The sequence below is a fragment of the Streptomyces gilvosporeus genome (genome assembly GCF_002082195.1).
In the GTDB taxonomy this organism is placed as follows: Bacteria; Actinomycetota; Actinomycetes; order Streptomycetales; family Streptomycetaceae; genus Streptomyces; species Streptomyces gilvosporeus.
Map to the genome: position 1 here is coordinate 3,769,938 of NZ_CP020569.1, position 22,563 is coordinate 3,792,500.

Sequence of the window (22,563 nt, forward strand, 5' to 3'; positions counted from 1 at the left end):
GCATGGCCGGGGCGCCCCGTTCGACGTGCCTACTTCTTGCGGCGCCGTCCGCCGCCCTTCTGCGCCTTCCGGCGCTCCGCCCGCGTCAGCCCGTCGGCCTCCGAGCGGGCCGGGCCCTCCTCGTCGCTGACGAAGTCGCCCTCGATGACGCTGCCGTCGCCGTCCACCTTGGGCGCGGTGAAGTGCAGCCGGTCCGGACGCTGCGGGGCCTCCAGGCCCTTGGCGTGGATCTCGGGACGGCCCGCACCGGCCGGGACGACGTCCTGCGCCTTCTCCAGGCTGGGCCGCTCGGCCGTCTCCTGCACCGGGACCTCCTCGACCTGCTGCTCCACCTGGACCTCCAGGTTGAACAGATAGCCGACGGACTCCTCCTTGATGCCCTCCATCATCGCGGTGAACATGTCGAAGCCCTCGCGCTGGTACTCGACCAGCGGGTCCTTCTGAGCCATCGCCCGCAGGCCGATGCCCTCCTGGAGGTAGTCCATCTCGTAGAGGTGCTCACGCCACTTGCGGTCCAGCACGGACAGCACGACCCGGCGCTCCAGCTCGCGCATGATCTCCGAGCCGAGCTGCTCCTCACGGGCGGCGTACTGCTCGTGGACGTCCTCCTTGACGGCGTCGGCGATGAACTCGGCGGTGATGCCCGCGCGGTCGCCGGCCTCCTCCTCCAGCTCCTCGATGGTCACCTTCACCGGGTAGAGCTGCTTGAACGCGCCCCACAGCCGGTCCAGGTCCCATTCCTCGGCGAAGCCCTCGACCGTCTCCGCCTGGATGTAGGCGTCGATGGTGTCGTCCATGAAGTGCTTGATCTGCTCCTGGAGGTCCTCGCCCTCCAGGACGCGGCGCCGCTCGCCGTAGATGACCTCGCGCTGGCGGTTGAGCACCTCGTCGTACTTCAGGACGTTCTTGCGGGTTTCGAAGTTCTGCTGCTCGACCTGCGACTGGGCGGAGGCGATCGCCCGGGTCACCATCTTGTTCTCGATCGGGACGTCGTCGGGGACGTTGGCCATCGCCATGACCCGCTCGACCATCTGGGCCTTGAACAGCCGCATCAGGTCGTCGCCCAGGGAGAGGTAGAAACGGGACTCGCCCGGGTCGCCCTGACGGCCGGAGCGGCCGCGCAGCTGGTTGTCGATACGGCGCGACTCGTGCCGCTCGGTGCCCAGGACGTAGAGCCCGCCGAGCTCCTTGACCTCCTCGAACTCCGCCTTGACCGCGGCCTCGGCCCGCTCCAGGGCGGCGGGCAGCGCGGCCGCCCACTCCTCGACGTGCTCGACCGGGTCCAGGCCCATCTGCCGCAGCTCCGCCTCGGCGAGATCGTCGGGGTTGCCGCCGAGCTTGATGTCCGTACCGCGGCCGGCCATGTTCGTGGCAACCGTGACCGAGCCCTTACGGCCGGCCTGGGCGACGATCGAGGCCTCCCGGTCGTGCTGCTTGGCGTTGAGGACCTCGTGCGGCACCCCGCGCTTGTTGAGCTGCTGGGAGAGGTACTCGGACTTCTCCACCGAGGTCGTGCCGACCAGGATCGGCTGGCCCTTGCCGTGCTTCTCGACGATGTCCTCGACCACCGCGTCGAACTTGGCCGGCTCGGTGCGGTAGATCAGGTCCGCCTGGTCCATGCGGACCATCGGGCGGTTCGTCGGGATCGGCACCACGCCGAGCTTGTAGATCTGGTGGAACTCGGCGGCCTCGGTCATGGCCGTACCGGTCATACCGGACAGCTTGCCGTAGAGGCGGAAGAAGTTCTGGAGGGTGATCGTGGCGAGCGTCTGGTTCTCGTCCTTGATCTCCACCCCTTCCTTCGCCTCGATGGCCTGGTGCATGCCCTCGTTGTAGCGGCGACCGGCGAGGATACGGCCGGTGTGCTCGTCGACGATCATGACCTCGCCGTCGATGACGACGTAGTCCTTGTCGTTCTTGAACAGCTCCTTGGCCTTGATCGCGTTGTTGAGGTACCCGACGAGCGGGGTGTTCACCGACTCGTAGAGGTTGTCGATGCCCAGCCAGTCCTCGACCTTGCTGACGCCGGACTCGTGGATGCCGACGGTGCGCTTCTTCTCGTCGACGTCGTAGTCGCCGGTCTCCTCGATGCCGCGCTGCGGATTGGCGGCCTCGCCCCTCTTCAGGCGCTTGACCAACTTGGCGAAGTCGCCGTACCACTTGGTCGCGGAGTCCGCCGGGCCGGAGATGATCAGCGGCGTACGGGCCTCGTCCACCAGGATGGAGTCGACCTCGTCGACGATCGCGAAGTTGTGGCCGCGCTGGACGAGTTCGTCCTGCGACCAGGCCATGTTGTCGCGCAGGTAGTCGAAGCCGAATTCGTTGTTCGTGCCGTAGGTGATATCGCAGCCGTACTGCTCACGGCGCTGGGCCGGCGTCATATCGGCCAGAATGCAACCGACCGAAAGCCCCAGGAACTTGTGGACCCGGCCCATCATCTCGGAGTCGCGCTCGGCCAGGTAGTCGTTGACCGTGATCAGATGGACGCCGTCGCCGGAGAGCGCGTTGAGATACGCCGGGAGGGTACCGACGAGGGTCTTGCCCTCACCGGTCTTCATCTCGGCGACGTATCCCATGTGGAGGGCCGCGCCACCCATCAGCTGAACGTCGTAGTGGCGCTGGCCGAGCACGCGCTTGGCGGCCTCGCGGACCGTGGCGAACGCCTCGGGCAGCAGATCGTCCAGGCTCTCGCCGTCGGCGTAGCGTTCCTTGTACTCGTCCGTGAGCGCCCGCAGCTCGGCGTCGGACAGGGCCGCGAAGTCCTCTTCGATGGAGTTGACCTGGCCCGCGATGCGGTGCAGTTTGCGCAGGATCTTTCCTTCGCCTGCACGCATGAGCTTGTTGAAGACGGACACTTGGGCTGGTCTCCTTGCCGGTCGGGCCTGGCACGGTCGGGTGCGCGGGCGCGGCATGTTTCCAATGGGGCAGGCCCCGCCGCAACGGCCATCGTAAGGGAGGACTCTGTCAGGCCGGGAGGTTAGCCGCAGCGACGGCAGGTATGCCCTCGTCCGGTGAACGCATGAGCGTACGAGAAGGTGCCGGGAATCACGCGAAATCCGTTCGCCCTCGATTTCTCCGCACCGCAGACTCGCCTCATGGAGCCCGTCGTCCTCACCACCGAACGCCTCGCCCTGCGTCCCTTCCAGCCGTCCGACGCCCCCGCAGTCTTCGCATCCTGCCAGGAACCGGACATACCGCGCTGGACGAGCGTCCCCTCACCGTACGGCCTCGGAGACGCCGAACAGTACGTCGCCACGACCGCCCCCGAAGGCTGGCGCACCGACACCGCCTATGCCTTCGCCGTGGTCTCCCGGACCGACGGCTCCCTGATCGGCTCCATGGGACTGGTACGGATCTCCCTGCTGCGCGCCCCCGAGCGCCAGGCGGAGCTCGGCTACTGGACGGCCAAGGAGCACCGGGGCCGGGGATACACCGCCGAGGCGGCCCGCGAGGTGGTGCGCTGGGCGTTCGCCGACCTGGGGGTGGAACGGATGGAGTGGCTCGCGGAAGCGGGCAACGAAGGCTCCCGGGCGGTGGCCCGCAAGGTCGGCTTCCAGATGGAGGGCACCCTGCGCGCCAAGCTGATCCACGAGGGCACCCGCCGCGACGTGTGGATCGGCTCCCTCCTCCCGTCCGATCTGCCACGGGCTCCCGCGCCGGCGGGCCCGGCCGCGGAGGCCACCCCCTACCTTCCGTACGGTGGCGGGCGGACGGACTGAGGCCCGCCGCCGGGTGCGGCAGGCGGCAGGCGGCAGGCGGCAGGCGGCAGGCGGCAGGCGGCCCGGGCATTGTCAGTGGCCGCCCCTACCCTTTCCCGCATGACCACCAGTCCGCGCACCCGGCCGCTGCCCCCGCCCGTGACAACTCTCTCCCGGGACGACGCCCGGCGCCTGGCGCTGCGGGCCCAGGGACTGCTGGGCACCCCGGAGCGACGACGTGTCCGAGCATCGCGAAGCGATTCCACTCGAGGCGGTGGCGGGCGACGGGAGGGCGTGCGCGGGGTGCTGCGGCATCTGGGCGCGGTGCAGCTGGACACGATCTCGGTGCTGGCCCGCTCGCACGAGCTGGTGCCGTACGCCCGCCTCGGCCCGGTCGGCCGCGAGGCCGTCGAGAGCGCCTACTGGAGCGGCGCCCACAGCTTCGAGTACTGGTCGCACGCCGCCTGCATCCTGCCCATCGAGGAGTGGCCGCACTTCGCCTTCCGCCGCCGGGCCTACCGCGCCAAGGGTTACCGCTGGCACACCATGGAGGATTCCGACCGCTCCTGCGCCGCCGTCCTGGCACGGCTGACGGCCGACGGTCCGCTGACCACCTCCGAGCTGGGCGGCGGCCGCAAGGGCGGGGAGTGGTGGGACTGGTCCGAGACCAAGATCGCGGTGGAGTGGCTGCTGGACACCGGCCAGGTGGTCTGCACCGAGCGCCGCGGCTGGAAGCGGGTGTACGACCTGGCCGAGCGCGCCGTCCCCGACGCCCTGCTGCACGACGATCTGGACGACGCGGAGTGCCTGCGCCGCCTGGTGGCGCAGGCCGGGGCAGCGTTGGGGGTCGCGACCCGGGCGGATCTCGCCGACTACCACCGCCTCAAGGGCGACCAGGTCGATGCCGTGATCGAGGGCTCGGGGCTGGTCCCCGTCGAGGTCGAGGGCTGGGGCAGACCGGCCTGGGCCGATCCCGCCGCCCTGGCCGCCCCGCCCCGCGGCCGGCACCGCACGACCCTGCTCTCGCCGTTCGATTCCCTGATCTGGGACCGCGCCCGCACGGAGCGGATCTTCGGCTTCACCCATCGCCTGGAGGCTTACGTCCCCCGCCCCCGGCGGATACACGGCTATTTCGCGATGCCGCTGCTGTCCGGCGGCCGTCTGATGGGCCGCGCCGACCCGGCCCGCGAGGGCACCACCCTCATCGCCCGCCAGGTCTCGATGCAGGGCTCCAGGGCCGTCCGCCCCATGGCACAGGCGCTCCGTGAGGCCGCCACCTGGGTGGGCTGCGACGCCGTGCGTCTGGAGCGCTGCGACGACGCGAAACTGGCCGCCGCGCTCCGCTCAGAACTCACTCACATGAGTGAGGAGTCCGGCTGATCCGTACGGCCGACCGGCCGATGCGGCTCAGCGGATCTCGAGAATCTTCTCCCGCATCGCGTAGACCACGGCCTCCATCCGGGAGTGCAACTGGAGCTTCTCCAGGATGTTGCGTACGTGGTTTTTCACGGTGTTTTCGGAAATGAACAGCTCTTTGGCGATATCGCGATTGTTCATGCCGGTGGCGACCAGTTTGAGGACCTCCAGCTCGCGGTCGGTGAGCCGGGGCGCGGGCACCAGCCGGCGCTCGTCGGTGCGCTGGATCATCGACTTGAACTCCGTCAGGAGCTTGGACGCCATCGACGGGCTGATCTGGGACTGGCCGTCCGCGACCGCGCGGATGGCGGTGGCCACTTCGTCGGTGGAGATCTCCTTGAGGAGGTAGCCGGTGGCGCCGGCCTTGATCGCGTCGTAGAGATCGGCCTCTTCGTCGCTGATCGTCAGCATGATGATCTTCGCGCTGGGGGCGACCTCCTTGATGGCGGTGCACGCTTCGATACCGCCCCGTTTGGGCATCCGGACGTCCATCAGCACGATGTCCGGCAGCAGATCCGCGGCCTTGTCGACCGCCTCCGCGCCGTCCCCGGCCTCGCCGACGACCTGGATGTCCTCCTCCTGGGCCAGCACGATCTCCAGGCCGCGACGGAAAAGCGCGTGGTCGTCCACCACCAGGACCCGGATCGGCTCCTTGCGCGGCACGCTCGCGGCAATCCCCGCGACAGCACCGTTTCCGCTGCCGCTTCCGTCGCCCTCCGCGCCGTCACTCACGGGCCCGAAACTGTCCCCCATCGTTCCTCCCCGTCAACTACTCGGCCGAAGGGCCAGAGCTTGGAAATAAGGCTGGTTGACAACAGCCCCGTGCGGCCAGCCCGATCAATGCCATACGACGTCTCCCCGGCACGTAGCCGTTTCGTGTCCACATGCTCCCTGGCTGGCACGAACACTATACGGCTTCAACTCCTGCTTTCTTCAGGCACGATGGTGCCCCCGGCGCACGCCGGGGGCACAGAGCGGATGGGTATCAGCCGCCGAGCGCGCCCCCTGCGCCGCCCGGCTCTTCCTCCCCGAACGAATCGGGGTTCAAGTGGATGACGCCGTAGTCGTATGCGTGGCGCCGGTAGACGACGCTCGGCTGCTTGGTCTCGGCATCGACGAAGAGATAGAAGTCGTGGCCGACCAACTCCATCTCGTAGAGCGCCTGGGTGAGCGTCATCGGTGCTGCCGAGTGGGTCTTCTCGCGGACGACCAGGGGACCTTCGCCCTGGACGTCGACCGACCCCATCTTCGTGGTCGGCACCTGCTGCTCGCGCTCGGTGGCGAGCTCGCCGTTGGTGTTCAGACGCGCGGCGCCGGGGACGATGGCGGCGACATCACTTGCCGGGATGCGCCCGTTGCCGCGGCGGGAGAAGCGCTTGTCGTGCTGCTTGCGCAGTCGGGCCTCCAGCTTGGCGGTGGCCAGGTCCAGTGCCGCATACGCATCCGCTGCGGCCGCCTCGGCCCGGACCACCGGACCACGGGAGCGGAGGGTGATCTCCACCCGGTCGGAACGGTCGGCCTGCCGCGGGTTGGGCTCCTTGGACACCTCGACGTCCAGGCTGATCACCTTGGCGTCGAGCTTCTGGAGTTTGTCCAGCTTCAGCTTCTCGGCCACGTGCTTGCGGAACCGCTCGGGCACCTCGGTCTTGCGGCCCTTGACGACGATGTCCACGCAGAACTCCGTTCCCGGATCGCTCCGCTACGCAGGCGGAGCGACTCCTTCTTGCACCAGGCTCCGGTGGATGCCGAAGCCTCGGACTTGGCGACTTTCACCTCCTCCTCCCCAAAGGACACGATCTCCACTCCAACGTTTTCAGGGTGGCCGCAAATACCCCCAGACGCACCCATCACGACATACGAGGCAAAGCGTCTGCCAAGTCCTCACAACCGAACATAGCTCTCCTGGACGGCTGTCGGCACCCCTTTGCGACCACCAGCTCCGTTCGGGTGAACGTTGCCCCTCATTACCTGCAACGATGAAATTCCTCGCTCAGTTCCACTTGATTTCGATTGCGCTGCGGGGCGCCGCGACCACCGCCGCCCCGGCCACCCGGCCGCCCGCCGCGGCGATGGCCCGCGCGGCCTCGGCGAGCGTGGCCCCCGTCGTCACCAGATCGTCCACCAGCACCACTGGCGCCGCCGCCAGCAGCCTCCCGGCACCGCCCCGCACCTCCAGTGCACCCACCATGTTCGCCAGCCGCTGCGGGGCGCTCAGCCCCGCCTGGTCGGCCACCGGACGGCACTGCCGCAACACTGTGAGCACCCGCGCCCGCGCACCGCCGCGCCGCAGGTCGGCGGCGGCCGCCCGCGCGATTCTGCGGACTGGATCATGACCCCGGCCGGCCACCGCTCTTCGGGCCGACGGCACCGGCACCAGCACCGGCGCCCCGCCGCCGCCCCGCACCCGCCGCACGGCCCCGGCCAGCGCCGCCCCCAGCGGCCGCGCCAGCCGCAGCGCACCGCGCTCCTTGTGCGCCAGCAGCACAGCCCGCACCTCGTCGGCGTACGGCGCACCCGCCCACACCGGCGGCAGCCCCTCCGGCCCGGGCCGCGGCGTCACCCGCCGCGCACCGCGCCCCTCGCGCACCAGCGCCCGGCGACACTGCGCACACAGCTCCGTACGCGGCCGACCGCACCCCGCGCAGTCCACCGGCAGCACCAGACCGGCAAGCTCCCGCCACACCCCTTGCATGACTCCAGGGTCCCGCCGCCGGAGCCCGGCCACCACTCCTGTGGACAACCGCCTGTGGACAACCTCGGCGGTCCGCCCACCAGCGGGCCCGGGCGCCGTCACCCCGGATAGACCGGTGCCGTCCCGTCCTTCGCCACCGTCTTCCAGTTCGCATCCGGAGGCAGCCGCACAATGCCCTCGGTGGCGTCGGCGATCAGCGGCCGGGTCTCGTCCTCCGAGGCCGCGACCGCCTTGACGCCGTTGACCCCGGGCAGCGTCTCCGCATTGGACGCCGAACCGTCCGTCTCCATGAACTGCATCTGCTGCACCCCGCCGGACTCGCGCCCGACGACCACCAGCCGGCTGCCGCCTGCCCAGGAGGCAGCCACCACATCCTCCAACTGCGGTGCGATCGGCCGCAGTTCCTCCACCGAGAGCACCGGATGCGCCGAGGAACCGCCGCGCTCGACCCGGCCCAGCTGGAGCGTCGTACGCCCGTTGTCCTCCACCAGCATCGCGATCCGGATCCCGTCCGCGGCCACCCGGATCGCCTTGATCCGCCGCTTGCCCAGACCGGGCACCGCGACCTCTTCGGGGGCGCCCTTCCCCTCGCGCAGCCGCAGCAGCCGCGAGCTGTGCGCGCTGCGGTCGGCGATCCACAGATCGCCCAGGCCGTCCCAGCTCGGCGCGGTCAGCCCCTCGTCCGGGGCCTTGGCGGAGCCCGCGGAGGTCAGCAGCGGGCCGCCGCGCTGCACGCCGTCCTCCAGGCCGGCCACGTACAGCAACCGGCCGTCGCTCGACACCCCGGCCGCGGTCGTCTCATCGCGCGAGACGGCGACCGAGCGCAGCGCCGTCTTGCCGGTGCCGAACGGGCCGCGCACCGGGGCCGGTTCGGTGGCGTCGTCGGACATGGAGACGACCTTGTGGTCGGCGTCGAGGAAGTATTCCTGGGCGGAGTGCCCGGCGTGCCGCACCGGCGAGAAGTCGCGTTCGGCCTGCTCCTGGGTCAGCGAGCACAGGGAATTGCCCTTGGCGTCCTCCAGGTCCACCTCGCTGATCTTCGAGGCCCGCGTCATGTCCTGGACGGTGAAGAAGAGTTGGGCCGCCATCCGCTTGCACTGCGCGGCGTCGGTGTGGACGGCCTGCTCGGTCAGCTTGACCCGTAGCGCATTGGAATCGTCCAGCGCCAGATCGCGCGAGGCGAGCCGGGTGCCGCGCGGGAACTCCGACGCCGTCACCTGGCCCAGCCAGTCGGTGGGCCCGTTCAGCAGCGCCTCCACACTGGCGGCGATCGGCTCTATCCGCTGGCGCAGATAGACCGGGTCGGCGACCAGGACGTTACGGCTCGCCTTCGGCTCCGACGACTCCGACTGGTAGGACGCGAAGTAGTACTTGTTGACGGAACGGTAGATCCGCTGGAAGTCGGACTGACCGAGCACCAGCCCGTTGGGCAGGCGGTCGATGCGCCACTGCCCGTTCTCCTTGATCAGGTGGATCGTCCGGCGGTAGGCGCGCTCCTCGGGGGTGTAGGCGTGATTGCCGTCCACCGTCGCCACCTGACTGCCGGAGAGCGTGACGGTGTAGCCGTTCGCGTCCTCGCGGTTGCGCTGGATCTGCGGCTCGGGCTTGGGGCGCTCCTGGAGCACATTGGTGACCCGGAACGGCTGCCAGGTCCGCCGGGCCGACTTGGCCAGATACTGGCTGGCGGTGCGGAAATCCGCCTCGTCGCTGGTCGTGGCGTCGAGGAAGCTGCGGACGATGTTCGTCGGCTGCGCGCCGTCCTGCGGGGGGACGCCGTAGACCCGTACCTGCGAGTCGCCCTCGGCCCGCGGCGACTGGTCGACCGCCTTGACATCGCCGCTGTCCGGCATCGACGCACACCCGGCGAGCAGTACGGCGGCGCAGCCCAGCAGCCCGGCCGTGCGCGCCCGCCGCGCGCCCCTGCGGGAGGTGTGCCCGGCCCGGCCCTCCCCTTCGCGCTCAGTGTCCACGCAGCCCGCCCTCCCGCTCCGCTCCCCGCCCGGCTTCCTGCTGTGCCGCCTCATCGGCGGCTCTGTCGTCGACCTCCGCACCGCCACGGTGCGGCGCCTCGGTGTGCGCACCCTCGCCGTGCGCCGTTCCGTCATTCCGTACGCCCCCGGACGCCGGCACCACGCGGGCGCCGCCGGCGCCGGGGAGCGCCGCCGGATCGGCCGTAGGACGGACCGCGGCACGCGGCTGCGCCGGGATCGCGGACGCCGCCCGGCCCGCGCCGGCCCGCGCCGGCCCCGCCCCGGCCAGGCCGCGGTTGCGCCGCGAGTCCTCTGGTTCGAGCGGTATCGGGGAGCCGCGCAGCGTCTCACCGGCCGTACGGGGCAGCGTCAGCCGGAACTGCGAGCCGCCGCCCGGCTCACCCCACGCCTGGAGCCAGCCGCCGTGCAGCCGGGCGTCCTCGACGGCGATGGACAGGCCCAGGCCCGTGCCGCCGGTCGTCCGCGCCCGCGCCGGGTCCGCGCGCCAGAAACGGTTGAAGACCCGGGTCGCCTCACCGGGCTTGAGGCCGACGCCGTAGTCGCGCACCGCGACGGCCACGGCGCCACCCGACGGGCCACCCCCGGAGGCCAGCCGCACCACGACGTCCCGGCCCTCGCCGTGCTCGACGGCGTTGACCACGAGGTTGCGCAGCACCCGCTCCACCCGGCGGGGGTCCGCCTCGGCGATCACCGGCCGCTCGGCGCCGCGCACCACGAGGCGGGTGCCCTTGGCCTCGGCGAGCGGCTCGGCGCCCTCGATGACGCGGCTGACGACATCGCGCAGGTCTATCGGCTCGGCCTCCAGCGCGGCCGCGCCCGCATCGAACCGGCTGATCTCCAGCAGCTCCGCGAGCAGCGATTCGAACCGGTCGAGCTGACCGCGCAGCAGCTCCGCGGAGCGCGCGGTGGCAGGGTCGAACTCGTCACGGGCGTCATGGATGACATCGGCCGCCATCCGTACGGTCGTCAGCGGCGTCCGCAGCTCGTGCGAGACGTCGGAGACGAACCGGCGCTGCATCCGGGACAGCTCCTCCAGCTGCTGGATCTTGACCTGGAGGTTCTGCGCCATCTTGTTGAAGGACTCGCCGAGGCGGGCGATGTCGTCCTCACCGGTGACCTTCATCCGTTCCTGGAGGAGCCCGGCGGCCAGCCGCTCGGAGATCCCCGCGGCCATCCGTACGGGCGTGACGACCTGCCGCACGACCAGCCAGGCAATGGCGCCGAGCAGGATCACGACGAACACCCCGGCGGTCGCCAGCGTGCCCGTCACCAGCTTCAGGGACTCCTCTTCCTGACTGAACGGGAAGAGGTAGTAGAGCTGGTACTGGTTGCCGTTGATGTCGTTGAGGCGCTTGCCGATGATCAGCGCGGCCACGCCGTCGTCCGAGCCGATGCGCTTGATCTGGGTGTACTGGCGGAACGTGCCGGACTTGGCGTCGAGCTTGCGCCGCAGCTCGGCGGGCACGCTGCGCTCGGGGTCGACGTCCCCGGAGGCGCGGGGGCCGCGGGTGCCGGGGCTGGAGTCGCCGAACGGCTCGTCGGAATCGGAGCTGAGCGCCACCACGGAGAAGACGCCCTGGCCGCCGCTGGCGAGCTGCTCGACCAGACCGGTCAGCCAAGTCGCGGAGTCCTGGGAGCCGCGGTTTCCGGTGCGGGCGGCATCGTCGGGCCGGGTGTCGTCGGCACCGTCGGCCATCTTCTGGGCGACGCTGAAGCCGCCGACCGCCTGGCTCTGTGCGGCCTGCGCCTTGGCGGTGAGCAGACCGTTACGGACCTGGCCGACGACCACCACACCGAGCAGCAGGACCACAGCGAGCGACATCAGCAGGGTGGTGGCGACGACCCGCAGCTGGATGTTGCGCCGCCACAGCCGCAGGGCGGGCAGCAGCGGCCGCCGTACCCAGCGGCTGAAGAGCCGCAGCAGAGGGTGGACCGGACCGCTCACGGCCCCGTCGGGCAGCAGCTGGCCGCCACGCAACAGCCGAGCGGCCAATCTACCCGAAAAGAACATTTCACCCGCCGGGCCGACGGAACGCCCCCGCTGTGCCTCCGGGGCCGCACCGTCCCGGATCATCTCAGCTCGGCCCGGCCTTGTAGCCGACACCGCGCACGGTCACCACGATCTCCGGACGCTCCGGATCCCGCTCGACCTTGGAACGCAGCCGCTGCACATGGACATTGACCAGCCGGGTGTCCGCGGCGTGCCGATAGCCCCAGACCTGCTCGAGCAGCACCTCACGGGTGAATACCTGCCACGGCTTGCGCGCCAGCGCCACCAGCAGATCGAACTCCAACGGCGTCAGCGCGATCGACTGCCCGCCCCGCTTCACGGAGTGACCCGCCACATCGATGACCAGGTCACCGATCGCCAGCTGCTCGGGCGCCGGCTCCTCCGAACGCCGCAGCCGCGCCCGGATCCGGGCCACCAGCTCCTTGGGCTTGAACGGCTTGACGATGTAGTCGTCCGCGCCCGACTCAAGCCCGACCACCACATCCACGGTGTCGCTCTTGGCGGTCAGCATCACGATCGGCACCCCGGACTCGGCCCGGATCAGCCGGCAGACCTCGATACCGTCCCGTCCGGGCAGCATCAGGTCGAGCAGCACAAGATCGGGCTTGGTCTCGCGGAAGGCGGCCAGGGCCTTGTCACCGTCCGACACGAACGACGGTTCAAACCCTTCGCCGCGCAGCACAATGCCGAGCATCTCTGCCAGTGCGGTGTCGTCGTCGACGACCAGGACGCGTCCCTTCATTCGGCCATCATCCCATTACCTGATCGTGACTTACTCCATCGTGATGTGGAACACACTCGCACAAGCCCTTCCCGCGTGACCGGTGAGACCACTCCGGCCTCCGTCACGATCGCCGTCACCAGCTCGGGAGGAGTCACATCGAACGCCGGGTTGTAGGCCTGCGCGCCCACGGGCGCCACCGCGACACCCACCCCGGGACCCTCCCCGGGCCCCTGTCCGTACGGCAACGAGAGCTCCGTCACCTCGCTGCCCGGCCGCTGTTCCACCTCTATGTCCGCACCCTCTTCCGTCTCGAAATCCACCGTGGTCGTCGGCGCCACCACCACGAACGGCACATGGTGATAACGCGCCAGCACCGCCAGCGGATAGCTGCCGACCTTGTTGGCGACCGACCCGTCGGCCGCGATGCGGTCCGCACCGATCAGCACCGCGTCCACCTCGCCCGCGGCGAACAGCGATCCCGCCGCCCCGTCCGCGAGCACGCTGTACGCCATGCCCGCCCGCGCCGCCTCGTACGCCGTCAGCCGCGCCCCCTGCAACAGCGGCCGCGTCTCGTCCACCCACAGCCGTCGCAGCTCACCGGCCCGGTGCGCGGCTCGCGCCACCGCCAGGGCGGTCCCCTCGCCCCCGGACACCAGGTGTCCCGTATTGCAGTGTGTGAGCAGCCGGTGACCGCCGCCCGGCAGCAGCTCTCCCAGGAGCGCCAGCCCGTGATCCGCCATCCGCGCGCTGGCCTCGATGTCCTCCGCATGGACGGCCCGCGCCTCGGCCAGCGCCGCAGCCGCCGCGGTCTGCGGACCGCCCCCGCGACCGGCCGCTTCACGGTAGGCGGCGGCCGCCCGTCGCACGCCGTACCCGAGATTGACCGCGGTCGGCCGGGCATGCGCCAGCATCTCCACCGCTTCGTCCACATCGAAGCCACGCGCCGCCGCCAGCGCGACCCCGTAGGCACCCGCGATACCCAGCAGTGGCGCACCGCGCACCGCCAGCGTCCGGATCGCCTGCACCAGCGCCGGTACATCCGTACAGACCAGCTCGGCCTCCTCCGCCGGCAGCCGGGTCTGGTCGAGGAGCACCACCACCGGCCCCTCGGGCGGCTCCGCCCAGCGCAACGACGGGATTCCGAGCGCCTGCGCGCCCGCCTCGGACACCTCGTAGTGATCGGCCACTGGTTCAGTCTGCCGCCGATACCGCCTCGAACAGAAGGTCCCGCACTGCTCAGGGCCCGGGTACACAAAACCGTCCGCCATGACACGATGACTGACACCGCGGATCCCGGACCCCGGCCGCCGCGGCGGACCGGCAGCACGAAGGAGCGAAGATGAACAACTCTCCGGGCTGGGCCTCGCCCGGATCCGCCCCCTCCGACGAGCCGGACCGCGGCACCCAGGAGCAGCCCGGCCCACAGACCGCCCCGGACGAGCCCGTCGCCGAGCAGCCGACCCCGCCGAACTGGTCCAAGCAGCAACCGCCCGCCGGCGAGTGGTCCTCGCCCGCCGGGATCCCCGCGCAAGGCGGCGCCCGCTCCCGCGCCGGCGCCATCCCCCACCAGGGCGGCTGGCACGGCCCGCAGGGGGACGGCGGCCCCGTATGGGGCGGCGGCTGGTCCCCGGTCCCGCCGGCCGCCAAGCCCGGCGTGATCCCACTGCGTCCGCTCGGCGTCGGCGAAATCCTCGACGGCGCGGCCTCCACCATGCGCGCCCACTGGCGCACGGTGCTCGGCATATCGCTGATCGTCGCGGCCGTCTCGCAGACCCTCATCACGGTCGTCAGCGGACTGTGGCTCCCCGGCCGCCAGCCCGCCCCGGACGCCGGCTCCGGCCCGGAGCTGCGCCAGGCCCTGCGCGATACGGGCCAGGCCCTCGCCGGAAGCGCCGTCACCTCGCTGATCGGGCTGCTCGCCACCCTCATCGCCACGGGCCTGCTGACCATGGTCACCAGCCGCGCCGTCCTCGGCCGCCCGGTCACCACCGCCGATGCCTGGAAGGACGCCCGAGGTCAACTCCCCCGTCTGCTCGGCCTGCTGCTCCTGTTCCCCCTGATGCTCTTCGCCGTCGCAGCGGTCGGCCTGGCTCCCGGCATCATCCTGACGTCCTCCGGCAGCCTCGCACCGGGCCTCCTCCTCATCGTGCTCGGCGGCCTGGCCGGCTTCGTCGTCAGCGTCTGGCTGGCGGTCCGCTACAGCCTCGCCTCCCCGGCACTGATGCTGGAGAAGCAGGGCGTCATCGCCTCCATGCGCCGCTCCGCCAAGCTCGTACGCGGCTCCTGGTGGCGGGTCCTGGGCATCCAGCTCCTCGCCTTCCTGATCGTCGCCCTGATCGAGTCGATCATCCAGATCCCGGCCACTCTCATCGCCTTCATCGTCGACGGCGAGAGCCTGATGGACTGGGCCAACGGCACCAGTGACTCCACCGGCTGGACCTTCCTGATCGTGATCGGCATCGGAGCCGTCATCAGCTCGGCGCTCACCTTCCCGATCAGCGCGGGCGTGACCGCGCTCCTCTACATGGACCAGCGCATCCGCCGCGAGGCCCTCGACCTCGAACTCGCCCGCGCCGCCGGCCTGTCCGGCTACGGCACCGCACCGACGGGAGCGGCCGGATCCGGCACACCCACCGACACCACTCCGGGAAGCTGATGCGGTGACAACAGGGGGGAACACAGCCGCATTCGGCCGGCTCATGGCACGCTCCGACGACGACATACCGTTGCGGACACCGCGCGTGCCCGCCCGCGAGGCGGCGGAGCGCGAGCTGTCCGATCCCCGGTACCACCAGCACGACCCCACTGTGCTCCAACGGGCGCTGAATTGGTTCTGGGACCGCGTCGACGAGCTGTTCCACACAGCCGCCGGTGCCACACCCGGCGGCTGGGTCGGGCTCGTCACCGTCGCCGCGGTGGTGGTCCTGCTGATCGTCGCGCTACGACTGCGACTCGGTGCGATACGCCGCACCCCAACCACCGGCGGCACCCTCTTCACGGACATCCCGCGCACCGCCGCCGAACACCGCGCGGCCGCCGACCTGCTCGCCGCCGACAACCTGTGGAGCCGGGCGATCCAGGAACGCATGCGCGCCCTGGTCCTGGCCCTGGAAGAGCGGGCACTGCTCACGCCCGGCCCCGGCCGCACCGCCGACGAAGCCGTGGCCCTCGTCGGCCGGTTGCTCCCCGCGCATGCCGACCGGCTCCGCGCCGCGGCCCGTACCTTTGACGACGTCACATACGGCGGCCGCCCCGGCACCGAGCGGGAGTACGCCCTCCTCGCCGCCCTCGACAGCGACCTGCAACACGCCAAGCCCTCTCTCACCACCGCCCCGGCCAGGAGCCGCGGATGAGCACGGCCACCGCAGTCCCCGTCGCCCCGTCCGTCACCGCCCGCAGCGTGTGGCATCGGTCCCGCGGGCTGCTGCTCGCACTCCTCCTGCTCGTTGTCACCGGTGTGGTGCTCGCCGCCCTCCAGTCCAACGAGCAACACGGCCGGCTCGACCCCCGCTCGGCGGACCGCACCGGGAGCCGGGCCCTCGCCCAACTCCTGGCCGCCCGCGGCGTCGACACCCAGGTCGTGACCACCTCCGAGGAGGCCGCAGCCGCGACCGGCCCGAACACCACGCTCCTGATCGCCGAGCCCGACCTGCTGACCGCACCTCAGCTGACCGGCCTGCGCACCGCCACGGCCCACACCCCCGGCCGCATCGTCCTGGTCGCTCCCGGCACCGCCGCCCTCGACACCTTCACCCCCGGAGTCACGACCGAGTCCGCGGCACGCCCCTCGGCACTTCGGCCGGCGTGTTCGCTGCCCGCCGCCCGCCGCGCGGGCACGGCCGTCCTGGGCGGCCTCGGTTACCTGACGCCCGACCGCACCGCCGACCGCTGCTACCGCAGCCACGGCCTGCCCACTCTGCTGCGTCTGCCTGCTCCCGGCGCCGGCCGCGACACCGTCCTTCTCGGCTCCCCCGACTTCCTCTACAACCGCCACCTCGCCGAGCGCGGCAACGCCTCGCTGGCCCTCCAGCTTCTCGGTGAACACAAACATCTGGTCTGGTACCTCCCCTCCCTGAGCGATTCCGCAAGCGACCCCTCGACCCCGCAAGACGCGGACCAGCGCGGCTTCCTCGATCTTCTTCCTTCCGGCTGGAGCTGGGGCCTGCTCCAACTCGCCTTCGCCGCCGCCTTCGCGGCCCTGTGGCGCGCCCGCCGACTCGGCCCCCTGGTGCCCGAACGGCTCCCTGTCACCGTGCCGGCCGCCGAGACCACCGAAGGCCACGCCCGCCTGTACGAACAGGCGCACGCCCGCGACCGCGCCTCCGCCGTCCTGCGCGCCGCCACCCGCACCCGGCTCGCCCCGCTCATCGGCGTGCCCCCCACGCACGCCCACACCCCCGACGTCCTTCTCCCCGCCGTGCACGCCCACCTGACCGCCGCGCCCACAGTCGAACCCGACCTGCACTCTCTGCTCTTCGGCCCCACTCCCGCGGACGACAAGGCCCTGGTGCAGCTGGCCGACCAACTCGACGCACTCAAAACCTCGATCGTTTCCCAAGAGAGGCACGCCCCCCGTGAGCACCCCGACCGCTGACAGCGCCCGAGCCTCCCTCGAAGCGCTCCGCACCGAGATAGCCAAGGCCGTCGTCGGCCAGGACCCCGCCGTCACCGGCCTGGTCGTCGCGCTGCTCTGCCGCGGCCACGTGCTCCTCGAAGGCGTCCCCGGCGTCGCCAAGACCCTGCTCGTACGAGCCCTGTCGGCCACCCTCGAACTCGACACCAAACGCGTCCAGTTCACCCCCGACCTGATGCCGAGTGATGTCACCGGCTCCCTGGTCTACGACGCCCGCAGCGCCGAATTCTCCTTCCAGCCCGGTCCCGTCTTCACCAACCTCCTTCTCGCCGACGAGATCAACCGCACGCCTCCCAAAACCCAAGCCTCCCTCCTCGAAGCAATGGAGGAGCGTCAGGTAACCGTCGACGGCACCCCCCGGCCCCTGCCCGAGCCCTTCCTCGTGGCCGCCACTCAGAACCCCGTGGAATACGAGGGCACTTACCCTCTCCCCGAGGCGCAGCTCGACCGCTTCCTGCTGAAACTGACCATCCCGCTCCCGGCCCGCCAGGACGAAATAGACATCCTCACGCGCCATGTGGACGGCTTCAGCCCCCGCGATCTGAAGGCCGCGGGCCTGCGCCCCGTAGCCTCCGCCGGCGACCTCGAGGCGGCCCGAGCCGCGGTCGCCAAGACCACCGTCGCCCCCGAAATCACGGGCTACATCGTCGATATTTGCCGTGCCACTCGTGAATCCCCCTCACTGTCCCTCGGCGTTTCCCCCCGAGGGGCCACCGCCCTGCTCGCCACTTCCCGAGCCTGGGCCTGGCTCACCGGCCGCGACTACGTCACCCCCGACGACGTCAAGGCCCTTGCGCTCCCCACACTTCGTCACCGCATCCAACTCCGCCCCGAAGCGGAGATGGAGGGAGTCACCGCCGACTCCGTCATCAACGCCGTGCTCGCCCACCTCCCCGTTCCCCGCTGAGGCGACGCCGTGACCCTCACCGGACGCACCGCCCTCACCGCCGCCGTCGGAGCTCTCTTCGTCGGCTTCGTGCTCCCCAGCTGGCTCGGTGTCCTCACCGTCCAACTCACCTTGCTGATAGCAATTTTGTGCGATCTCGCGCTCGCCGCGCCAGCGCGAAAGCTCCATTTCACCCGAACCGGTGACACAACCGTTCGACTAACGGGCGAAGCCCACACACACCTCACCCTCACCAACTCGAGCCGCCGCACCCTGCGCGCCGAGGTCCGCGATGCCTGGCCCCCGAGTTCCTTCCACCCCGGCACCGACATCGCGGCCAGCCGCCACACGGTCCACATCCCCACCGCCGAACGCAGGCGCCTCACCACCGCGCTTCACCCCACCCGCCGAGGCGACCACCAGGCCGTCCGCGTCACCGTCCGCTCCTACGGCCCGCTCGGCCTGGCTGCCCGGCAAGCTCACCACCACGTCCCGTGGACCCTGCGCGTTCTGCCGCCCTTCACCAGCCGCAAGCACCTCCCCGCCAAACTGGCCCGGCTCCGCGAACTCGACGGCCGCACCAGCATCCTGACCCGCGGCGAAGGCACCGAATTCGACAGCCTCCGCGACTACGCACCCGGAGACGACACCCGCTCCATCGACTGGCGCGCCACCGCCCGCCAACAGACCCTCGCCGTGCGCACCTGGCGCCCCGAACGCGACCGCCGCATCCTCCTCGTCCTGGACACCGGCCGCACCTCCGCCGGCCGCGTCGGCGACATCCCCCGCCTCGACGCCTCCATGGACGCCGCCCTCCTGCTCGCCGCCCTGGCAACACGCGCCGGCGACCGCGTCGACCTCCTCGCCTACGACCGCCGCATTCGCGCCTCCGTACAGGGCCACAACGCCGCCGACCTGCTCCCCGCATTGACCGATGCCCTGGCCCCCGTGGAGTCCGAACTCGTCGAGGCGGACGCCCGCGGCCTGGCCGCCACCATCCACCGCCGCACCCCGCGCCGGTCCCTCATCGTGCTCTTCACCGGCCTCGACACGGCTCCCGTGGAAGAGGCCCTTCTGCCGGTCCTCCCCAGCCTCACCCAACGCAACGAAATCATCGTCGCGGCCGTCGCCGACCCCCGCATCGAAGAAATGGCCGCCGGCCGCCACACCCCTCAGGCCGTCTACGAGGCCGCAGCCGCGGAACAAACCCGCGCCGCCCGACGCCACATCGCAGACCGCCTCCGCCACAACGGCATCACTGTCATCGATTCCACCCCCACCCACCTGGCCCCCGACCTGGCGGACGCCTACCTCGCCCTCAAGGCCGCCGGCCGCCTCTGAGAGGCGGGCCCTCAGCCGGCGGCACACACAGCAGCTACGTACAGCGGCAGGCGCCGCGAAGATCTGCACACCACACAGACCTGATCACTGCGTTCCCCATGTCCCCATAACCCGTAAACGCAGAAGGGCCCCGCACCATACGGTGCGGGGCCTCCCACAAAGATTGTTCGGCGGCGTCCTACTCTCCCACAGGGTCCCCCCTGCAGTACCATCGGCGCTGAAAGGCTTAGCTTCCGGGTTCGGAATGTAACCGGGCGTTTCCCTAACGCAATGACCACCGAAACACTATGAAGTTAACCAACCGGAGCATGACTCAACAGTCGTTACTTCAGAACCTACACAGTGGACGCGAGCAACTGAGGACAAGCCCTCGGCCTATTAGTACCAGTCAACTCCACACCTTACGGCGCTTCCATATCTGGCCTATCAACCCAGTCGTCTACTGGGAGCCTTACCCCATCAAGTGGGAGGGAGCCCTCATCTCGAAGCAGGCTTCCCGCTTAGATGCTTTCAGCGGTTATCCTTTCCGAACGTAGCCAACCAGCCATGCCCTTGGCAGAACAACTGGCACACCAGAGGTTCGTCCGTCCCGGTCCTCTCGTACTAGGGACAGCCCTTCTCAAGACTCCTACGCGCACAGCGGATAGGGACCGAACTGTCTCACGACGTTCTAAACCCAGCTCGCGTACCGCTTTAATGGGCGAACAGCCCAACCCTTGGGACCGACTCCAGCCCCAGGATGCGACGAGCCGACATCGAGGTGCCAAACCATCCCGTCGATATGGACTCTTGGGGAAGATCAGCCTGTTATCCCCGGGGTACCTTTTATCCGTTGAGCGACGGCGCTTCCACAAGCCACCGCCGGATCACTAGTCCCTACTTTCGTACCTGCTCGACCCGTCAGTCTCACAGTCAAGCTCCCTTGTGCACTTACACTCAACACCTGATTGCCAACCAGGCTGAGGGAACCTTTGGGCGCCTCCGTTACCCTTTAGGAGGCAACCGCCCCAGTTAAACTACCCACCAGACACTGTCCCTGATCCGGATCACGGACCCAGGTTAGACATCCAGCACGACCAGAGTGGTATTTCAACAATGACTCCACACCAACTGGCGTTGATGCTTCACAGTCTCCCACCTATCCTACACAAGCCGAACCGAACACCAATATCAAGCTATAGTAAAGGTCCCGGGGTCTTTCCGTCCTGCTGCGCGAAACGAGCATCTTTACTCGTAATGCAATTTCACCGGGCCTATGGTTGAGACAGTCGAGAAGTCGTTACGCCATTCGTGCAGGTCGGAACTTACCCGACAAGGAATTTCGCTACCTTAGGATGGTTATAGTTACCACCGCCGTTTACTGGCGCTTAAGTTCTCAGCTTCGCCACACCGAAATGTGACTAACCGGTCCCCTTAACGTTCCAGCACCGGGCAGGCGTCAGTCCGTATACATCGCCTTACGGCTTCGCACGGACCTGTGTTTTTAGTAAACAGTCGCTTCTCGCTGGTCTCTGCGGCCACCACCAGCTCAGGATGCAAGACCCCTCACCAGCAATGGCCCCCCTTCTCCCGAAGTTACGGGGGCATTTTGCCGAGTTCCTTAACCATAGTTCACCCGAACGCCTCGGTATTCTCTACCTGACCACCTGAGTCGGTTTAGGGTACGGGCCGCCATGAAACTCGCTAGAGGCTTTTCTCGACAGCATAGGATCATCCACTTCACCACAATCGGCTCGGCATCAGGTCTCAGGCTTCATGCTGTCCGGATTTGCCTAGACAGCGCCCTACACCCTTACCCCGGGACAACCACCGCCCGGGCTGGACTACCTTCCTGCGTCACCCCATCACTTACCTACTACCACCTTGGGTCAGCGGCTCCACCACTCCCCTCAACTCCGAAGAGATCAGGGCGGCTTCACGGCCTTAGCATTAATGGGCTCAGTATTGGGCGTTTCAAAGCGGGTACTGGAATATCAACCGGTTGTCCATCGACTACGCCTGTCGGCCTCGCCTTAGGTCCCGACTTACCCTGGGCAGATCAGCTTGACCCAGGAACCCTTAGTCAATCGGCGCAAGAGTTTCCCACTCTTGTATCGCTACTCATGCCTGCATTCTCACTCGTGAACCGTCCACAACTCGCTTCCGCGGCTGCTTCACCCGGCACACGACGCTCCCCTACCCATCACGATCCCCGTTGGGGGTAATATCGCAATGACACGACTTCGGCGGTGTGCTTGAGCCCCGCTACATTGTCGGCGCGGAATCACTTGACCAGTGAGCTATTACGCACTCTTTCAAGGGTGGCTGCTTCTAAGCCAACCTCCTGGTTGTCTCTGCGACTCCACATCCTTTCCCACTTAGCACACGCTTAGGGGCCTTAGTCGATGCTCTGGGCTGTTTCCCTCTCGACCATGGAGCTTATCCCCCACAGTCTCACTGCCGCGCTCTCACTTACCGGCATTCGGAGTTTGGCTAAGGTCAGTAACCCGGTAGGGCCCATCGCCTATCCAGTGCTCTACCTCCGGCAAGAAACACACGACGCTGCACCTAAATGCATTTCGGGGAGAACCAGCTATCACGGAGTTTGATTGGCCTTTCACCCCTAACCACAGGTCATCCCCCAGGTTTTCAACCCTGGTGGGTTCGGTCCTCCACGAAGTCTTACCTCCGCTTCAACCTGCCCATGGCTAGATCACTCCGCTTCGGGTCTTGGGCACGCTACTCAACGCCCTCTTCGGACTCGCTTTCGCTACGGCTACCCCACACGGGTTAACCTCGCAACATACCGCAAACTCGCAGGCTCATTCTTCAAAAGGCACGCAGTCACGACGTTGAATCCGAAGACTCAACGCGACGCTCCCACGGCTTGTAGGCACACGGTTTCAGGTACTATTTCACTCCGCTCCCGCGGTACTTTTCACCATTCCCTCACGGTACTATCCGCTATCGGTCACCAGGGAATATTTAGGCTTAACGGGTGGTCCCGCCAGATTCACACGGGATTTCTCGGGCCCCGTGCTACTTGGGTGGTTCTCAAGCAAGCCGCTGATGTTTCAGCTACGGGGGTCTTACCCTCTACGCCGGACCTTTCGCATGTCCTTCGCCTACATCAACGGTTTCTGACTCGCCTCATCGCCGGCAGACGATGAAAGAGAACTCCCACAACCCCAA

Annotated in this window: 15 protein-coding genes and 2 rRNA genes (1 of these 17 cut by a window edge); 7 read left to right on the plus strand and 10 right to left on the minus strand. The window is 69.0% G+C overall.

Annotated features, from left to right (window positions below; genetic code table 11):
* Positions 1 to 29: 29 nt before the first annotated feature.
* Entirely contained in the window at positions 30 to 2,855 is a 2,826-nt protein-coding gene (gene secA / locus B1H19_RS16570; protein ID WP_083105470.1) for a preprotein translocase subunit SecA, read from the minus strand.
* Positions 2,856 to 3,095: 240 nt separating this feature from the next.
* Between secA and B1H19_RS16575 the strand changes: the two genes are divergently transcribed.
* The gene (locus tag B1H19_RS16575) at positions 3,096 to 3,719 is read left to right on the plus strand and encodes a GNAT family N-acetyltransferase (protein WP_083109692.1); all 624 of its coding nucleotides are present in this window, start codon (positions 3,096 to 3,098) and stop codon (positions 3,717 to 3,719) included.
* 99 nt (positions 3,720 to 3,818) lie between these two features.
* The gene (locus tag B1H19_RS16580; protein ID WP_083105471.1) at positions 3,819 to 5,078 is read left to right on the plus strand and encodes a winged helix-turn-helix domain-containing protein; all 1,260 of its coding nucleotides are present in this window, start codon (positions 3,819 to 3,821) and stop codon (positions 5,076 to 5,078) included.
* Positions 5,079 to 5,105: 27 nt separating this feature from the next.
* Here the strand turns inward: B1H19_RS16580 and B1H19_RS16585 are convergent, their stop codons facing one another.
* The 7 genes from B1H19_RS16585 to mtnA all read right to left on the minus strand — a co-directional run bounded on the left by B1H19_RS16585 (position 5,106) and on the right by mtnA (position 13,719).
* Positions 5,106 to 5,867 (minus strand): response regulator, encoded by a 762-nt coding sequence (locus B1H19_RS16585; protein WP_083105472.1) that lies wholly within the window; start codon positions 5,865 to 5,867, stop codon positions 5,106 to 5,108.
* Between the two features lie 232 nt (positions 5,868 to 6,099).
* Positions 6,100 to 6,786, minus strand: coding sequence for a ribosome hibernation-promoting factor, HPF/YfiA family (gene hpf, locus B1H19_RS16590; RefSeq protein WP_083105473.1), 687 nt, complete (start codon positions 6,784 to 6,786; stop codon positions 6,100 to 6,102).
* A gap of 318 nt (positions 6,787 to 7,104) precedes the next feature.
* Positions 7,105 to 7,806: a ComF family protein gene (locus B1H19_RS16600; RefSeq protein ID WP_083105475.1), complete on the minus strand. Its 702-nt coding sequence runs from the start codon at positions 7,804 to 7,806 to the stop codon at positions 7,105 to 7,107.
* A gap of 98 nt (positions 7,807 to 7,904) precedes the next feature.
* Positions 7,905 to 9,776, minus strand: a complete 1,872-nt coding sequence (locus B1H19_RS16605) for an LpqB family beta-propeller domain-containing protein (protein WP_237289347.1) — start codon at positions 9,774 to 9,776, stop codon at positions 7,905 to 7,907.
* Positions 9,766 to 11,871: an MtrAB system histidine kinase MtrB gene (gene mtrB, locus B1H19_RS16610; protein ID WP_083105477.1), complete on the minus strand. Its 2,106-nt coding sequence runs from the start codon at positions 11,869 to 11,871 to the stop codon at positions 9,766 to 9,768. The genes B1H19_RS16605 and mtrB overlap by 11 nt, the downstream gene beginning before the upstream one ends.
* A 1-nt stretch (position 11,872) precedes the next feature.
* Positions 11,873 to 12,550 carry a two-component system response regulator MtrA gene (mtrA, locus tag B1H19_RS16615; protein WP_030069674.1) on the minus strand — a complete coding sequence of 226 codons (678 nt, stop codon included), beginning with the start codon at positions 12,548 to 12,550 and terminating at the stop codon, positions 11,873 to 11,875.
* Complete coding sequence (mtnA, locus tag B1H19_RS16620) at positions 12,547 to 13,719, minus strand: S-methyl-5-thioribose-1-phosphate isomerase (RefSeq protein ID WP_237289349.1); 1,173 nt, start codon at positions 13,717 to 13,719, stop codon at positions 12,547 to 12,549. Before mtnA ends, mtrA begins: the two co-directional genes overlap by 4 nt.
* Positions 13,720 to 13,871: 152 nt before the next feature.
* Here mtnA and B1H19_RS16625 point away from each other — a divergent pair, with 152 nt between their 5' ends.
* Genes B1H19_RS16625 through B1H19_RS16645 form a run of 5 tightly spaced genes read left to right on the plus strand, consistent with a single transcriptional unit; the run spans position 13,872 to position 19,392 of the window.
* Positions 13,872 to 15,188, plus strand: coding sequence for a DUF7847 domain-containing protein (locus B1H19_RS16625; protein WP_083105479.1), 1,317 nt, complete (start codon positions 13,872 to 13,874; stop codon positions 15,186 to 15,188).
* Between the two features lie 43 nt (positions 15,189 to 15,231).
* Positions 15,232 to 15,885: a DUF4129 domain-containing protein gene (locus B1H19_RS16630; protein ID WP_083105480.1), complete on the plus strand. Its 654-nt coding sequence runs from the start codon at positions 15,232 to 15,234 to the stop codon at positions 15,883 to 15,885.
* Positions 15,882 to 17,126: a DUF4350 domain-containing protein gene (locus B1H19_RS16635; protein WP_083105481.1), complete on the plus strand. Its 1,245-nt coding sequence runs from the start codon at positions 15,882 to 15,884 to the stop codon at positions 17,124 to 17,126. The genes B1H19_RS16630 and B1H19_RS16635 overlap by 4 nt, the downstream gene beginning before the upstream one ends.
* Positions 17,107 to 18,072, plus strand: a complete 966-nt coding sequence (locus B1H19_RS16640) for an AAA family ATPase (RefSeq protein WP_083105482.1) — start codon at positions 17,107 to 17,109, stop codon at positions 18,070 to 18,072. Before B1H19_RS16635 ends, B1H19_RS16640 begins: the two co-directional genes overlap by 20 nt.
* A 9-nt stretch (positions 18,073 to 18,081) precedes the next feature.
* Complete coding sequence (locus B1H19_RS16645) at positions 18,082 to 19,392, plus strand: DUF58 domain-containing protein (protein WP_083105483.1); 1,311 nt, start codon at positions 18,082 to 18,084, stop codon at positions 19,390 to 19,392.
* A 165-nt stretch (positions 19,393 to 19,557) separates the two neighbouring features.
* On the opposite strand, the gene rrf is transcribed toward B1H19_RS16645, so the two are convergent.
* Both rrf and B1H19_RS16655 read right to left on the minus strand, forming a co-directional pair.
* Positions 19,558 to 19,674, minus strand: a 5S ribosomal RNA gene (rrf, locus tag B1H19_RS16650).
* Positions 19,675 to 19,750: 76 nt separating this feature from the next.
* Positions 19,751 to 22,563 (minus strand): 23S ribosomal RNA (locus B1H19_RS16655); it runs 310 nt beyond the window's last position.

Excerpts from the sequence above, each read along its gene's own strand:
- B1H19_RS16575 (WP_083109692.1), top strand. The coding sequence starts at position 3,096 with ATGGAGCCCGTCGTCCTCACCACCGAACGCCTCGCCCTGCGTCCCTTC.
- B1H19_RS16580 (WP_083105471.1), top strand. The coding sequence starts at position 3,819 with ATGACCACCAGTCCGCGCACCCGGCCGCTGCCCCCGCCCGTGACAACT.
- B1H19_RS16585 (WP_083105472.1), bottom strand. The coding sequence starts at position 5,867 with ATGGGGGACAGTTTCGGGCCCGTGAGTGACGGCGCGGAGGGCGACGGA.
- B1H19_RS16600 (WP_083105475.1), bottom strand. The coding sequence starts at position 7,806 with ATGCAAGGGGTGTGGCGGGAGCTTGCCGGTCTGGTGCTGCCGGTGGAC.
- mtrB (WP_083105477.1), bottom strand. The coding sequence starts at position 11,871 with ATGATCCGGGACGGTGCGGCCCCGGAGGCACAGCGGGGGCGTTCCGTC.
- mtrA (WP_030069674.1), bottom strand. The coding sequence starts at position 12,550 with ATGAAGGGACGCGTCCTGGTCGTCGACGACGACACCGCACTGGCAGAG.
- B1H19_RS16625 (WP_083105479.1), top strand. The coding sequence starts at position 13,872 with ATGAACAACTCTCCGGGCTGGGCCTCGCCCGGATCCGCCCCCTCCGAC.
- B1H19_RS16630 (WP_083105480.1), top strand. The coding sequence starts at position 15,232 with ATGGCACGCTCCGACGACGACATACCGTTGCGGACACCGCGCGTGCCC.
- B1H19_RS16635 (WP_083105481.1), top strand. The coding sequence starts at position 15,882 with ATGAGCACGGCCACCGCAGTCCCCGTCGCCCCGTCCGTCACCGCCCGC.